Source organism: Xanthomonas sp. NCPPB 3218, from assembly GCF_056725185.1.
Map to the genome: position 1 here is coordinate 3,818,183 of NZ_CM161516.1, position 13,731 is coordinate 3,831,913.

The following is a 13,731-nucleotide window of genomic DNA, read 5'->3' on the forward strand; positions in this document are numbered from 1 at the left end:
GGCCACTGCGTCAGCACTTACCATGAACTACCGCTACAACGGAAAGGGCAGCATGTGCGCCGCTTCCTCGGCACCACCAATACCTACGCGCTCTACGATGAAGCCGGCCACTGGCTGGGTGACTACGACAACAACGGCGCGCCCAAGCAGCAGGCGATCTGGCTGGACGATCTACCGGTCGGCCTGCTGGCCAACGCCAACACGCTGCATTACATCGAACCGGACCACCTGGGCAGCCCGCGGGTGGTGATCGACCCCACCCGCGATGTGGCGGTGTGGACATGGAGCTTGAAGGGCGAAGCCTTCGGCAACACCGCACCGAATCAGGATCCTGATGGGGATGGTGCGGCGCTGGTGTTGGATATGCGGTTTCCGGGGCAGCGGTTTGATGCGGCGAGTGGGTTGAATCAGAACTACTTCAGGGACTATGAAGCAGCTACTGGGCGGTATGGGCAAAGTGATCCGGTTGGTCAAATCGGCGGGTTAGCGACCTATGGATATTCTTATGCATCGCCACTCATTTACTTTGACCCAAATGGCTTAAACCCTGCAGCAGGCTGTTTTATCGGCGCATGGGCAGGACCAGTCGGTTGCGGCGTGGGTGCAGCTATCGGCGCGGCAGTGGCTGTCGCCGCCGTCATGAGCATGCCGGGCGATACACATAACGTGGCGATGCCCATTGCCCAGGAGTCACGGGGTAAGAGTGATCCAGTAGTACTACCTCCGGTTAACCCGGGACGGGATTGTGATGGCAACTGCATGCCCTGCCCCAAAGGCGCAAGATGGTTTGTTAATAAGCCCGGCCATGGTCACAACAATGGATACTGGCACGTCATAAATTACAATCAAGACCCTCGAACCTGCATGTGCTACCCAGATCGCCCAAGCGGTGGACTCCAAGGATTTTGACTGTGAAAGACGTTACCTCAAGAATGGAAACTTTCCGCAAAGCCGCCTGCCATAATTGGAACAACTACCTAATGCCAGGTGAAAATATCCTGCAACTAGACGTTGAGCAATCTTTCGAAATTATTGAGAGGGAGCTTTTGAGATGCTTAGTACTCAGTGATATGGAGGACGCCGCAGATAAATATAGGACGAAAGCAATTGATTGCTTAGCAGTTCACGTAATAGAAGATCCTAGTGAAGGTCCAGCATATAAATCGGCCTTTTCTGACGAAGGGAACACCCGCTGGGACGAGCTAAACCCAGCAGACCTAGGCAAATCGCTTGAACTTAGGTTTTATGATTTTTTCGATTGGAATCATTACAGCTTAATAAATTACGAATTTGTTCGCGCAATAGACGTTTCGGGCGGAAAGCGTTTTTTAATTCCTACAAATCTATGTAGATTCAGCCTGATTGAATAATAAATTCATATGCAACTGGAACCAATTCTCCGTTCTTGGAAATCACTTACCTATAAGAATCCAGCTCTAGTTGACACACCTATCATTTCGATGGCAACCTCCGCCTCAAGGAGCGTAGAAACTCCGCTTATAGCGGTACCCACCTCCGTTAAACCGCTGAGTTTTTTGTGCCTGTTCCCAGGCGCAAGCCGAAGCGATGCCTGCGTCGGGAGGGCGGCTAATACAACATTCCTTCGGGAGGAATACGCCCGCCGGCTATGAGCGGTTTCTAACCTCCCGACATCCCATCGCCGGCCGGCGACGGTGCCTGTTCCTGGAAGGGAGGCGCTGTCATGACAGATGCATCGGTATTGCAGGTTGGTGGGCGTCGTCGCCCCGTGGTGCTGGGGCAGGTGAGGCGATGAGCCGAACGAAGCCTCCAAGCTCCAAGCGGTCCAAATCAAATACCAAGCGCGCCACTTCCGCCAAGCGAGCAGCTACGCCGGTAAAGGACACGCAGCCGATGCGGCTGGTGCCGTCACCCACGTTCGATGTGGACAACCTCGCCTTCGACCGTCGCCACAGGCCCCGCGTGGACGATCTGCCGCCGCGGCCACCGCGCAAGGCACGTACGCCCACGCGCTGCACGGTGGGCTATGCATTCTACGATGCGGAGCCGGGCCGGCCGCACAGCCAGCGCATCCCCAGTGTGCGTTTGCGCGGGCTGTGGCTGGAGCAGTTGGGGTTTGCGATTGGGTGCAAGCTGCAGATCACTGCGCGTGCGGGCGAGTTGGTGGTGACGGTGGTGGAGCGCTGAAAGGTGTTTTGGGTGCAGTTGTTGTTTGGACGCCCTGCAGTGGGAAGGACGATACGTGTAAAGCCCTCGCGCCCGGGTGCGCTCCTACGGGAGTGCGGGTGGTGGTTAGCGATGGAAGGCTAGTGTTGCGATGACGCCGCGCTGCTGGCCTGGGCGCACGCTGACACGCCAGCCGTAGAGGTCGCACAGCCGGCTGACGATCGACAGGCCGATGCCGCCGCCTTGCGAGTGGCCGGCGTGGGTGCCGCGATAGCCGCGCTGGAACAGTTTGGCGGCGTCTTCTTCGCTCAGGCCGGGGCCGGAGTCGATCACTTCCACCGCGTCGCCGAGCACGCGCACGCGCACCTGGCCATCCTGGGTGTACTTGACCGCGTTGCCGATCAGGTTGCCCAGCGCCACCGACAAGGCTGATTCGGGCGCGTCGATGACCAGATCGCGCTCGCCTTCCAGCAGCAGCTCCAGCTGCTTGCCGCCAAGCTGGGCGCGGTGCGCGTCGATCAGCTGTTCGGCCACCTTGGCGACATTGCTGCTGCCCTGCCCGCGTTCGTTGCGCGAGAGCAGCAGCAGCGAGCCGATCAGGTCGCTGCACTGCAGTTCGGCGCGCTGGATGCGCTGCAGGCGCTGCAGCATCTTTTCGTCGAGATTGGGCTTGGTGAGCAGCAGTTCGGTGGCGCCGCGGATCACCGCCAGCGGGGTGCGCAGTTCGTGGCTGACGTCGGCGTTGAATTCGCGGTCGCGCTGTACCACTTCTGTGAGGCGGGCCGAGTAATCGTCCAGCGCTTCGGCCAGCTGGCCCACCTCATCGTCCGGGAAGTGCGCGGCCAGCGGCTTGGGCTCACTGGTGCCGCCGCGATAGGCGCGCAGGCGTGCGGCCAGGTCGGACACCGGGCGCATGACCTTGGATGCGGACCACCAGCCAATCAGCAGCGAGAAGCCGCTGAACACCAGCACCGAAAGCATCAAGGTGCGCTTGAGCTGGATCTCGCCCTTGATGGTCTGGGTCATGTCGTAGGCGAGGAAGAACCACTCGCTCGGCGTCTTGCGCACCGCCAGCTTGTACGAATACGCGTTGCCGTTCTCGTCCACGCCGGAGATGGTGTGGATGCCGTCCGGGAACTGATACCACTCCGGCTGTTCCAGCCGCAGCGCTTCGAACTTGTCGCTCTTGACCACCCGCCCACGCATCTGCTGCACCGGCAGGTCGGGGTTGCGCAGCGGGTCGGAATAGAAGCGCTGCGCAAAGGCGTCGATGTTGCGGTTCATCACGTCTTCCACCAACTGGTTTTCCACACGCGAGCGCGCCCAGTTGGTGGCGAAGGCGAACAGCGTGGTCAGGCAGAAGCCCAACAACACGAACGACAGAATGATGCGGCTGCGCAGGCGCCGCCGGTAGCGGCCGCGCCTGCGGGCGGGCCGCGCGCCGTTATTGCCTTCAGGCATCGGGCGAGGCGATGCGATAGCCGATGCCGTGACGGGTCTGGATCATCGGCACATCGAAAGGTTTGTCGACCACCGCACGCAGGCCGTGGATATGCACGCGCAGCGAGTCCGAATCCGGAAGTTCTTCGCCCCAGACGCGGGTTTCCAGCTCCTGGCGGGTGACGACGGCCGGCGAGGCCTCCATCAGCGACTGCAGGATCTTCAAGGCAGTGGGGTTGAGCTGCAACAGCTTGCCGCGGCGACGCACTTCCAGCGTGTCCAGGTTGTATTCCAGATCGCCGGTCTCCAGCACGCGGGTGTGCACGCCCTTGCCACGACGCGAAAGCGCGTTGAGCCGCACTTCCACTTCCTGCAGCGCGAACGGCTTGATCAGGTAGTCGTCCGCGCCGGAGTCGAAACCGGCCAACTTGTTGTCCAGCGAATCGCGTGCGGTGAGCATCAGCACCGGTGTCTGCTTGCGCGCTTCGTTGCGCAGCTTGCGACACACCTCGATGCCATCCATGCCGGGCAGGTTGAGGTCGAGCACGATGGCGTCGAACTCGTGCACCACGGCCAAGTGCAGACCGGTCACGCCGTCGGCGGCAAAGTCCACCGTGTGGCCGCGGTCTTCGAGATAGTCGCCCAGATTGGCGGCGATATCGCTGTTGTCTTCGATTACTAGAATTCGCACTGAAACCTCAATAACTATGGTCGGGGTGGACTTAGGAGCCCGGGTCGGTGGCCTTGTGTCTCCGCTGCATGGAGCTCATGTCACGCTCGCCGCTGTCACGCAAGCGTCTGCGTTCGGCAACGGTTTTGCAGATCGAAGTGGTGTGATGAGAACCCGTCGCCTTTTCACGCGTACAAACCAGGCGACTTTCCTCACCCGCCCTCGTCAAAATTGTATTGATGAGCTCTTGGTCGTTATAGACCGCTGCCTTTCGGTCCGGCGTCAACGCCTGTGCATCACCATTTTCTGCCACTGCAATTTCTATTCTCGTGAGCGCAGAAAGCACCTTAGCGCGGTCTTCCTGACTGATCTCGGAGTACTTGGTGCCGCCATCCAGCTCGTTGCGCACTTGAGCGGCCTGCTGGGCGAAAGGCTTCCTGACGTCTACTGTTGCCGAAGCATCCGCAGCATTGACTAGCAAGAGCACAGACAAAGATGCCGCATAACAGAAAGCCTTGAGCATGATCGTTCCTTGTTCCATCGTCCGTTTAACATTTCCTCACTTTAGACTCGACGTCGCTGGTGGAGCAAGCGTGCCTAAGTAAAAAGGCCCAAGTGCGACAACGCACTTGGGCCAAAAGTTCATCCCGATCACCGTCACTGCCGAGAGCGGAGCTACGGTCGGGTGAGGCTAGCGAGGAAAGGATTAGATTTTCGTTAAATTTTTGCTAACAACACTCCCGGCCCGATCAACGGATCGACTGCTCCAGGTGCTGGATGATCGCCGCCGCCACGTCCACCTCGCAGACCCCTTCCACGCCCTCCAGTCCGGGAGTCGAGTTGACCTCGAGCACCAACGGCCCACGCCTGGAACGGATCAGGTCCACACCGGCCACGGCCAGGCCCAGCGCGCGCGCCGAGCGTACCGCGACCTCCTGCTCCTGCTCGGTGGCCTGGGCCACCGCAGCGCTGCCGCCCAGATGCAGGTTGGAACGGAAGTCGCCCTCGGCCGCCTGCCGGCGCATGGCGGCAACCACCCGGTCGCCGACCACGAAGCAGCGCAGGTCCGCGCCCTCGGCCTCGCCGATGAATTCCTGCACGATGAAGTTGGCATAGAGCCCGCGCAGCGCCTCGACTACGCCGCGCGAGGCGCTGGCTTTCTCGGTGAGGATCACCCCGGCGCCCTGCGCGCCCTCGTTCAACTTCACCACATGCGGCGGCGGGCCCAGCATCGACAGCAGATCCTGGGTGTCGTCCGGGTTGTCGCCGAACACGGTCACCGGCATGTCGATGCCTTGCGCGGCCAGCAACTGATGCGCACGCAACTTGTCGCGCGAGCGCAGGATGGCGTCGGACGGGTTGGGCGTGTAGGTGCCCATGAATTCGAGCTGGCGCAACACGGCGGTGGCATAGCGCGTGACCGAGGCGCCGATGCGCGGGATCACCGCATCGAAGCCGGTGATCGGCTTGCCCTTGTAGTGCAGGCTGAAACCGTCGGCGGCGATGCGCATGTAGCAGCGCAGCGGGTCGAGGATGCGCACGGTATGACCACGCTTGCGCCCGGCCTCGATGAGCCGCCGGGTCGAGTACAGCTTGCTGTTGCGGGAAAGAATGGCGATTTTCATCGCGGCAGGTGTACGGCGCGGCCTGGACATGGTCGGAGTCTGATGACGGAGTGACCCAAGTCCGTAGGTCTGCCGGCCGATTGCACGCGCGGGCAGCGTCCCTGCCCTGCACGTTGCGTTCGACGGGTGTGCGACGGCCCCGAGAATGGGAGGTGGAAGTGACGCAGCAAGGCAGCTGTAAGACTGCACGCGCGGCGTGGCTGCGACGGCCCGGATGCTAGCAGGGCGGCTGCGCAGCGCTCAAGCGCGCTGACGTACCGCGGCACAGGTGATGCACGGCGCAGGTTTGCCCGGCGACAGTCGCGCAGACAACGCAGCAGACATCCGCGACTCGACGTCTCAGCTCCATCCGCGTCAGCGCGCGCGCTTCCGTCACCTCGGGCGGAATGACCGGCCGCCGCGTGCCGCATCGACCGCCCTCACGCCGCCCCCCTGTCGTCGTGACGCAGTTTGCACAGCGCAACCCGCAATGCTTGAGTTCCCTCAATGCCGGCATGCCGGCGCACCCGAGACTCTCAATGCGACGTCCAGCAAGCGCGGCTTACGCCAACCCCTCCCGCATCCGTCAAGGACGCCCGTTTCCGCGCGGTGCCGTCTTCGATGGCCAGGGCACCAATTTTGCGTTGTTTTCCGCGCATGCCACGCGCGTGGAGCTGTGCCTGTTCGACGAACAGGGCACCGAAGTGCGGGTGGATCTTCCGGAATACACCAACGAGATCTGGCACGGCTACCTGCCCGACGTCAAACCCGGCCAGCGCTACGGTTACCGCGTGCATGGCCCGTATGAGCCCACCGAAGGCCACCGCTTCAACCACAACAAGCTGTTGATGGATCCGTATGCACGCGAGATGGATGGCGAACTGATCTGGGCAGACGAACTGTACGGCTATACCGTGGGTCACCCGGATGGCGATCTGAGTTTCGACGAGCGCGACAGCGCACCGTTCATGCCCAAGTGTGTGGTGGTCGAAGACACCTACGACTGGGAAGACGATGCGCGCCTGCTCAAGCCGTGGAACGAGACGGTGATCTACGAAACCCATGTGCGTGGTTACACCATGCGCAACCCGCAGGTACCGGAGGCCGTACGCGGCACCTTCGCCGGCCTGGCGCAGCCGCAGGTGCTGCAATACATCAAGGACCTGGGCATCACCGCAGTGGAGCTGTTGCCGGTACATGCGTATCTGGACGACCAGCATCTGCTGGACAAGGACCTGCGCAATTACTGGGGCTACAACACCATCGGCTTCTTCGCGCTGAAGTCGCGCTACCTGTCCAGCGGACATCGCGATGAGTTCCGCGACATGGTCAAGGCCATGCACAAGCAGGGCCTGGAAGTGATCCTGGACGTGGTCTACAACCACACCGCCGAAGGCAGCGAGCTGGGCCCGACGCTGTCGTTCAAGGGCATCGACAACGCCAGCTACTATCGCCTTGCCGAAGACAAGCGTTACTACATCAACGATACCGGCACCGGCAATACGCTCAATCTGAGCAACTCGCGGGTGATCCAGTTCGTCAACGACTCGCTGCGCTATTGGGCCGGCGAAATGCATGTGGACGGCTTCCGCTTCGACCTGGCCACGATCCTGGGACGCGAGCCCAGTGGCTTCGACCAGCGTGGCGGTTTCCTGGATGCGTGCAACCAGGATCCGTTGCTGTCGGAGGTCAAGTTGATTGCCGAACCCTGGGACTGCGGCCCCGGCGGCTACCAGGTCGGTCATTTCCCGCCGGGCTGGTCGGAATGGAACGACAAGTTCCGCGACAACGCGCGCGAGTTCTGGAAGGGCGAGGATGGCAAGCTCGCCGAGTTCGCCACGCGCTTCACCGGTTCGGCCGATCTGTTCGATCGTCGCGGTCGCCGCCCGTGGGCGTCGGTCAACTTCATCACCGCGCATGATGGATTCACCCTGCGCGACCTGGTGAGCTACAACGAAAAGCACAACATCGCCAATGGCGAGGACAATCGCGACGGTTCGTCCAACGACGGTTCCTGCAACTATGGCGAGGAAGGTGATACCGACAACGCGGACGTGCTGCAGATCCGCGAGCGGCAGATGAAGAACCTGCTCGCCACGCTGCTGCTCTCGCAAGGGACACCGATGATGCTTGCCGGTGACGAGCGTGCGCAGTCGCAGGGCGGCAACAACAACACCTATTGCCAGGACAACGAGATCACCTGGCTGGACTGGGAAAACGACCCGACCGATGGCCGCCTGACCGACTTCGTCCAGGCACTGACGCAGTTGCGCAAGCGCTATCCGATCCTGTCGCGCGGCCGCTTCCTCAACGGTCAGTACAACGAGGAGGCAGGCCTGCGCGATCTCACCTGGCTCAATCCGGGCGGCACCGAAATGGACGACGCGCACTGGACCGATGCCGGCGCGCGCTCGGTGGGACTGCTGCTGGAAGGCAAGGCCCAGACCTCCGGCGTCAAGGAGCTGGCCAACGACGCCACCTTGTTGATCGTCATCAATGCCTATCACGAAGGCGTGACCTTCACCCTGCCCTCGGCCGACGAACCGGTGCACTGGAAGCTGGCGCTCTCGACCGACGAAGCACTGGAAGTGGACATGATGCCGGCCGGCGCCAGCGAATTCCTGGCCCCGCCGCGCAGCGTGTCGGTGTTCGAGTGCAAGAACGACCAGTAACACTGATGCGGTAACACGAACTCGCGGCCTGCCGGAAACCCGGTAGACCGCGAGTTTTTTATTGCTTCGACATCGGCGACGGAGGCTACGGCTTTGACAGGATCTGCGCTATCGATTCATGGATGCCGATGCAGCAGTCAACCCTGAAGGTGACAGCCAGACTCTGCGTCGAGCGCGGGGGAAGCAGAATCGCTGCCGGCGCGCCGCAATCGCAGATAGAGCTGCAATGGCTTTGCTTGCCAAAGCGCTTGGAGCAGTGGCTTGGTCTCTAGTGACGCGCGTGGCGATGCGGCCTGGTGCGGTATTTATCAAGTTACCGCTCGCCTTTATCGATAGCCGATCAACCAACTTAAAAAACGAAACAGCCGCACCCGGCAATCACGCATTTCGAGTACATCTATCGAAAAACCCGCCGCTTAATCGCGACGCACTGTGCTTAAACAATTACATCGCCATAGCAAGCTGGACACGCAATTCTCTGGCTCCGGCCTAAAACACGGCGACATCGGCAAGCATCACCACACCCAGATGTGATTGCACGATCCGGCAGCGTCTCGAATGCGGCAATGACGGCGATAACACCAAAGTGCACGACGGCCGTGAATCGCTAAGCGTTACGCACCCTAGCCAGACCTTGAAGACGCAAAACTCAGCCCGGATACAGCGGAAATCGCTTGTCCGGATGATTGGCCTTCCATTCCTTGTAGGAGCTGGTGCCTTCCCAGGCCTTGAACGCACGCGGCGTGCGGCCACGCCCGGACCAGGTCTCGCCGGAATGCGGAATCCAGTACTTGGCCACCACTTCGCCTGTGGACGACAACGGCCCCTTGGATTTGCCAGTCATTGCCAGCGAGGCAATCTGGGACTTCTGCTTGGCATTGAAGCGGCTGCCGAATTGGGTCAGCACCTCGACCACCTGGTCGAAGGCTTCCAGCGTCTGGGCGTACTTCAGCTGGGCTTCTTCCTGCTCGAGCTTGCGCAGCTCTTCCAGCAATTGGGCTTTGGCGGCGGCAGAGGGTGAAGCGGGCGGAACCTGGCGCATTGGCAAAACTGAGGTTGGACGGGTCAGCGAGTATTGCCGTTGCGCCGGCTAGCGTAAAGCGGCAGGACGCGCCCGAGTCTGGCTGCGCTCAGCGATGGCGCAGCAAGGCATGCTCGCGGGCCATGGTCAGCACCGGCCCGATGCGCCCGGCCCGGATCAGCTCACCGCAGTGCTTGCCGACAAACTCGACCCTGGGCACAGAAAACCACTGCACCACCCGATCCAGCTCGCCGGCGTTGATGGACCAGGCATGGCAGACCGCTTCGCCCAGCTCTTCCACCCCCACCAGACCCAGCTCGCGAATCTGCTCGGAATCCAGCGCGAACATCTCCAACACCTTGCCAGCATCGTCCGGCGTGCCGTAACCAAAACGCATCTGCTCGGCGCGGTGAGCAACCGAGGCTGCCCGCGCGGATTCGGCGCGTCGTATGCCCTTCAGAAGTGCGCCGATGAGTTGAGGATGCGTGGCGGTCATGGTGCTCGCTCGATGATGGCTGCCACTATGCCCATCGCCGCGAGCCCGCTCAATCAGGAGGTTCCTGACCAAGGGGAAGGAAATAGCGAAGCGCGCAACTGGCGTTATTCGCTCCAAGCGCGCTGCAATCGGTGCCGGTCCAAACACTAAATGTTATATCCGGCTGCATTGTCGCAATCGGTTGTAGCCGACGAAAACACCCCATCCAGGGTTAAAAAGCCGACAGCTGAAAACCAATCGTTGCCATCGACTGCGGAGGCCTGAGCTGCGCCCTGAAATGGCATGTCAGGGTGTAAGCGCAATCGCGCAGCGACCGGCCCAGAAGATAAGCAATTCAGTTAGGACGGATCGGATATCGAGCAATCCGCGCTGGCCTAGTGGACAAGATCGTCAGAGGCCACTGCCGGACATGGAGCGGGCGATGGGAATCGAACCCACGTCAGTAGCTTGGGAAGCTACAGCTCTACCATTGAGCTACGCCCGCACGGCGTTGCGAGAGTTTAGGCGGGTGCGGGGGCCGGGCGCAATGCGTAGATGTGACGAGGGCCGGTTGCCCGGCCCTCGCTTGCAACGCGTGTGGTGCTTGGATCAGAAGTTGCCGCTGAAATTCACGAACAGCGTCGCGTCGCGGGCGCTGCGCTGGGCGGTGGTGGTGCTCAGGCCGATGTTGCTCTGCAGGCCCCACAGGCCGGTGCGGGCACCCAGCACGACGGTCGCGTAGTTGCGATCGAAGTTCTGGCCCGGGACGGTGTACATGCCCACGTCCGGCATCGACTGCAGCCAGGCGCTGGCTTCGGTGCCGTCCTTGAACTCGTGGTCGTAGGTCGCCTGCAGGTACGGCTTGACCATTGCACCGTCCAGGCGCACCTGGAAGCCGATGCGGCCGACCATCGAGTCGATGTCCTGATCGGCGTAGCCCAGTGCGGTGGAGCTTTCGTTGCTCTCGGTGTAGCCGTCGAGCTTGAGCTTCTGCCAGGTCAGGCCGACCACCGGGCCGTACTTGACGTTGCCTTCGCCCAACGAATAACCGGCGTTGACCGCGGCGGTGAGGTTACTGCCGTCCGGCGAGCCGCTGTGCACGCGGGTGGCCGGCCCGAGCTGCACTTCGCGGTCGACGTCGTAGCTCAGCCAGCTGTAGCTGACCTGCGCGTTGACCCAGACCGGGCCGGTGTACCAGCCGAAGAAGCCGCCCAGCGTGGTGTCGTCCTGCTTGAAGCTGCCGTTACGGTTGCCGAAGTCGGCGTCCATGCTGCCGAAGCCGGCAAAGCCGCCGAACACCAGGTCGCCCGCAGTCCAGTCCACACCGAACAGGCCGGCCGGGGCCATGCCGTCGTACAGATCGGCGTGGTCGTAACGCTGCATGTCGCCACGCACGCTGCCCCACCAACGCAGGCCATCGGCGTCCGGCTTGCCGTCCAGATGCCAGGCCACCTGGTCGGCGCGCGCGCGGCCGATCGCCTGCGCCGAATGCGTGAGCACCTGCTGCAGACGCGGGGCTTCCAGCAGCGAGATGGCGTACTGGCCCAGGATCTGGTGGGTGGCGGTGGTAGGGTGGATGCCATCGGCGAACACATAGGTGTTGGGCGCGTTGGCGGCGACCAGGCTGGTCGGGTTGCAGGCCGGCAGCGGCACGGCCGGGTTGCAGGCGGTGCTGGTGACGTTGCTGAAGCCGTAGGTGCCAGGATTGGCGACCACTTCCTGCAGGATGTGGAAGGTGTCGACCGGGATCACGCGCAGGCCGGCCGACCGCAGGCCATTGAACAATGCGGTGTTGTAGGCGGTTGCCGCAGCAGTGCCCTGCGCCATCGCAGCGGCACCGCCGGCGCGGAAGCGCGGGGTGATGCCCACGTCCGGAATGGTCGGCACCATCACGTAGCGCGCGCCGGCGGCCTGCAAGGCGCCGACTGCACCGACCTGCGCGGTGACTGCGTTGCCGATGATGGCCTGCGCCTGGGCCGGCACGGCCGCAGCGGCGAGCAGATCGTTGGCGCCGCCCCATACGGTGTAGAGCGCATTCGGGTTGGCCTGGCCGCCGTTGGCGCTCAGGTAGGTGTTGATCTGGCTGGTCACCGAAGGCGCGGCACCGAGCACGCTGGTCGAACCGGCCTGGATGCGGGCACCGCCGGCGGCGTAGTTGTCGCCGGTCTGGCCATTGCCGTTGGGCGCGGCATTGGTGCCGTAGTGGTCGGCGACGTACTCGGCCCAGACCCAGCCCGGGTTGGTGGTGAACTTGCCGGTGACCGCGCGCGAGGCGGCCGGCAGCAACGGGTTGTAGTAGCCGCTGTCGGTGAGGCTGTCACCGAAGAACACGGTCTGGTCGAACGCAGACGCGGCCATGGCCGGGGTGGCCGCAATGGCGATGGCCACGGCCATCAGGGAACGGATCGGGCGAAGGGTTGAAGCCATGGGAGTGCCTGCTCAAGGTAGTGTGGAACTGGACCGGACCTGCTGACGTACGCCGGCGAATGGCACATGGTTTCACCCTCGCCGCCCGCGCTCACGCTGCATTGCCGCATAACGCAAAAACGCGCGCCCTGGCGGCACGCGATGCCACAATGATGACATGAACATTCAACTCAACGGCACCCCGCGCGACGTTCCCGACGATCTGCTGCTGGCCACCCTGCTGGAGCAGGAAGGTCTTGCACAACGGCGCGTGGCGGTGGAGATCAATGGCGAAATCGTGTCGCGCGGGCGACATGCCACGCACCGGTTGCGTGCCGGCGATGTGGTGGAGATCGTGCACGCGCTGGGCGGCGGTTGATGCGGCACACAGGCCGGCGCAGCTGCGCGCGATCGGTGATAATTGCCCGATGACCAATACCGCCCCCTCTGATGCGCTGATCATCGCCGGCAAGCCGTACCGTTCGCGCCTGCTGACCGGCACCGGCAAGTTCAAGGACCTGGACGAAACCCGCCTGGCCACCGAAGCGGCCGCCGCGCAGATCGTCACCGTGGCGATCCGCCGGGTGAACATCGGCCAGGACCCCAACGCGCCCAGCCTGCTCGATGTGCTGCCGCCGGATCGCTACACGCTGCTGCCCAACACCGCCGGCTGCTACACCGCCGAAGACGCGGTGCGCACCTGCCGGCTGGCGCGCGAGCTGCTGGACGGCCACAACCTGACCAAGCTGGAGGTGCTCGGCGACGAGCGCACGCTGTATCCGGACGTGGTGCAGACGCTCAGGGCCGCCGAACAGCTGGTTGCCGATGGCTTCGACGTCATGGTCTATACCTCCGACGATCCGATCCTGGCCAAGCGCCTGGAAGAGATCGGCTGCGTGGCGGTGATGCCACTGGCCGCGCCGATCGGCTCCGGGCTGGGCATCCAGAACAAGTACAACCTGCTGGAAATCATCGAAAACGCCAAGGTGCCGATCATTGTCGATGCCGGCGTGGGCACGGCATCGGATGCGGCGATCGCGATGGAGCTGGGCTGCGACGGCGTGCTGATGAACACCGCCATCGCCGGTGCGCGCGATCCGATCCTGATGGCGAGCGCGATGCGCAAGGCGATCGAGGCCGGACGCGAAGCCTTCCTGGCCGGGCGGATTCCGCGCAAGCGGTATGCCTCGGCGTCGAGTCCGGTGGATGGCGTGATTGGATGAGTGGGTGGACTGCGTTGACATTGCCGTCGATGCGCACCGCTTGGCCGTGTGACATGCCGGATGTGGCCGTTGCTG

The 13,731-nt window shown here is 62.7% G+C and carries 13 protein-coding genes, 1 tRNA gene and 1 pseudogene; 7 read left to right on the forward strand and 8 right to left on the reverse strand.

Annotated elements, in window-relative coordinates; translation table 11 throughout:
* Window positions 1-7: 7 nt before the first annotated feature.
* The 3 genes and pseudogenes from AC1PLS_RS15845 to AC1PLS_RS15855 all read left to right on the forward strand — a co-directional run.
* Window positions 8-612, forward strand: a pseudogene (locus AC1PLS_RS15845) (RHS repeat-associated core domain-containing protein); the annotation flags it as partial.
* A gap of 299 nt (window positions 613-911) precedes the next feature.
* A complete protein-coding gene (locus AC1PLS_RS15850) occupies window positions 912-1,370 on the forward strand; it encodes a hypothetical protein (protein WP_184433711.1) in 459 nt (152 codons plus the stop codon).
* A gap of 400 nt (window positions 1,371-1,770) precedes the next feature.
* Window positions 1,771-2,166, forward strand: coding sequence for a SymE family type I addiction module toxin (locus AC1PLS_RS15855; protein ID WP_184433708.1), 396 nt, complete (start codon window positions 1,771-1,773; stop codon window positions 2,164-2,166).
* Between the two features lie 105 nt (window positions 2,167-2,271).
* Here the strand turns inward: AC1PLS_RS15855 and AC1PLS_RS15860 are convergent, their stop codons facing one another.
* The 4 genes from AC1PLS_RS15860 to rimK all read right to left on the reverse strand — a co-directional run bounded on the left by AC1PLS_RS15860 (window position 2,272) and on the right by rimK (window position 5,880).
* Window positions 2,272-3,606 carry a sensor histidine kinase gene (locus AC1PLS_RS15860; RefSeq protein WP_167709509.1) on the reverse strand — a complete coding sequence of 445 codons (1,335 nt, stop codon included), beginning with the start codon at window positions 3,604-3,606 and terminating at the stop codon, window positions 2,272-2,274.
* On the reverse strand, window positions 3,599-4,276 hold the full coding sequence (locus AC1PLS_RS15865; RefSeq protein ID WP_006448355.1) for a response regulator transcription factor: 678 nt from the start codon (window positions 4,274-4,276) through the stop codon (window positions 3,599-3,601). Before AC1PLS_RS15865 ends, AC1PLS_RS15860 begins: the two co-directional genes overlap by 8 nt.
* 31 nt (window positions 4,277-4,307) lie before the next feature.
* The gene (locus AC1PLS_RS15870) at window positions 4,308-4,796 is read right to left on the reverse strand and encodes a hypothetical protein (protein ID WP_481103849.1); all 489 of its coding nucleotides are present in this window, start codon (window positions 4,794-4,796) and stop codon (window positions 4,308-4,310) included.
* A 208-nt stretch (window positions 4,797-5,004) separates the two neighbouring features.
* Window positions 5,005-5,880, reverse strand: coding sequence for a 30S ribosomal protein S6--L-glutamate ligase (rimK, locus tag AC1PLS_RS15875; protein WP_016904091.1), 876 nt, complete (start codon window positions 5,878-5,880; stop codon window positions 5,005-5,007).
* A 518-nt stretch (window positions 5,881-6,398) separates the two neighbouring features.
* Here rimK and glgX point away from each other — a divergent pair.
* Together glgX and AC1PLS_RS15885 are read left to right on the forward strand one after the other, a co-directional pair.
* Window positions 6,399-8,531, forward strand: coding sequence for a glycogen debranching protein GlgX (glgX, locus tag AC1PLS_RS15880; RefSeq protein ID WP_184433705.1), 2,133 nt, complete (start codon window positions 6,399-6,401; stop codon window positions 8,529-8,531).
* Window positions 8,532-8,649: 118 nt separating this feature from the next.
* Window positions 8,650-9,024, forward strand: a complete 375-nt coding sequence (locus AC1PLS_RS15885; protein WP_184433703.1) for a hypothetical protein — start codon at window positions 8,650-8,652, stop codon at window positions 9,022-9,024.
* 156 nt (window positions 9,025-9,180) lie between these two features.
* Here AC1PLS_RS15885 and AC1PLS_RS15890 read toward each other — a convergent pair whose 3' ends face one another.
* The 4 genes from AC1PLS_RS15890 to AC1PLS_RS15905 form a co-directional block, all read right to left on the reverse strand.
* Window positions 9,181-9,573, reverse strand: a complete 393-nt coding sequence (locus AC1PLS_RS15890; RefSeq protein WP_023904915.1) for an H-NS histone family protein — start codon at window positions 9,571-9,573, stop codon at window positions 9,181-9,183.
* An 88-nt stretch (window positions 9,574-9,661) separates the two neighbouring features.
* Window positions 9,662-10,048, reverse strand: a complete 387-nt coding sequence (locus tag AC1PLS_RS15895; RefSeq protein WP_024939393.1) for a hypothetical protein — start codon at window positions 10,046-10,048, stop codon at window positions 9,662-9,664.
* Window positions 10,049-10,458: 410 nt separating this feature from the next.
* Window positions 10,459-10,532, reverse strand: a tRNA-Gly gene (locus AC1PLS_RS15900).
* 104 nt (window positions 10,533-10,636) lie between these two features.
* The gene (locus tag AC1PLS_RS15905; protein WP_102256007.1) at window positions 10,637-12,421 is read right to left on the reverse strand and encodes an autotransporter outer membrane beta-barrel domain-containing protein; all 1,785 of its coding nucleotides are present in this window, start codon (window positions 12,419-12,421) and stop codon (window positions 10,637-10,639) included.
* Window positions 12,422-12,611: 190 nt separating this feature from the next.
* Here AC1PLS_RS15905 and thiS point away from each other — a divergent pair, with 190 nt between their 5' ends.
* Both thiS and AC1PLS_RS15915 read left to right on the forward strand, forming a co-directional pair.
* On the forward strand, window positions 12,612-12,812 hold the full coding sequence (thiS, locus tag AC1PLS_RS15910) for a sulfur carrier protein ThiS (RefSeq protein WP_024939391.1): 201 nt from the start codon (window positions 12,612-12,614) through the stop codon (window positions 12,810-12,812).
* A gap of 49 nt (window positions 12,813-12,861) precedes the next feature.
* Entirely contained in the window at window positions 12,862-13,656 is a 795-nt protein-coding gene (locus AC1PLS_RS15915) for a thiazole synthase (protein WP_104593854.1), read from the forward strand.
* Window positions 13,657-13,731 lie beyond the last annotated feature (75 nt).